Below are 1,138 nucleotides of genomic sequence, written 5' to 3' on the forward strand. Positions count from 1 at the left end.
TCGACGCGGCGGCCCTCCGCACAGCGGGTGATGTGCACGACGACCTGTACGGCTTCGGCGATCAGCGGTTCGATGGGTTTGGGATAGTCTTGGTTCATGCTGATATACAGCGCCAGCTTCGAGAGCCCAGCCCTGGCATGATTCGCATGCAGGGTCGCAATGCCCCCTTCATGTCCGCTGTTCCAGGCCATGAGCAGATCCAGCGCTTCTGGCCCTCGGACTTCTCCGACTAAGATGGTGTCGGGCCGCATGCGCATGGAAATCTTCAAGAGTGTCGCCATCGTGACATCCACGGTGGTGTGGTACTGCACGCAGTTCTCGGCACGGCATTGGATTTCAGCCGTATCCTCGAAAATGAACATGCGCAGATGGGGAAAGGTGTCCATCATGCTGTCGATCAGCGCATTCACCAGGGTGGTCTTGCCCGACCCCGTCCCGCCGACTACGAGGATGTTTCGTCGAGTGGCAATGGCGGTGAGGAGCACGTCTCGTTGCTGTGCCGTCATGATCCCCTGCTCCACATACTGCTCGAGTCGAAAGACCGCGAGTGCCCGTTTGCGGATCGCAAAGGTCGGAGCGGGAACAATCGGCGGGATCTGTGCGGCAAACCGGGAGCCGTCGAGAGGAAATTCCCCGTCGAGGTAGGGGGACTGGCGCGTGATTTCTTTGCGATGAAACCCCGCCACGGTTTTGATGATGGCTTCCGCGCGGGCGGCAGGAAACGTCCCAATGCACGCCATCCCCTGCCCGAGCCACTCACACCAGAGCCGCCCATCCGCGTTCAGCATGACTTCCACGGTGCGTGCATCATTGAGGGTGTCGAGTAACCGTGCCCCCATATCCCGCTCAATCATCCGGCGGGCGCGTTCTTTCGTCGAGGGTCCGTCATCCATGCGAGTGCTTGCGCGAACCATTTACGATGTATGCGTGCAAAACAACCGTATGTAGTTATACTAATATCTATTGCTTACTCAATTATTGACTTGCACTACTACGCGGATGTCTCTCGCGTGTCAAGACGATATTACGAATATAGCGATAATTATTTGTGCAGCGTAGGACAGTGTAGGGACGTGCCTCTATAGAAAGGCCTGACTTACTCAACAGTGTATGCGGTGGAGGACACTGACACGGACGG

Annotated in this window: 1 protein-coding gene; it reads right to left on the reverse strand. The window is 57.2% G+C overall.

Features of this window, described 5'->3' with window-relative positions:
- The coding region (trbB, locus tag ACMTNU_RS20760; protein ID WP_413937189.1) for a P-type conjugative transfer ATPase TrbB at positions 1 to 893 on the reverse strand (893 nt) is incomplete at its 3' end.
- Between the last annotated feature and the right edge of the window lie 245 nt (positions 894 to 1,138).

The sequence above is a fragment of the Nitrospira sp. BLG_1 genome (assembly GCF_047338595.1).
Lineage (GTDB): Bacteria > Nitrospirota > Nitrospiria > Nitrospirales > Nitrospiraceae > Nitrospira_D.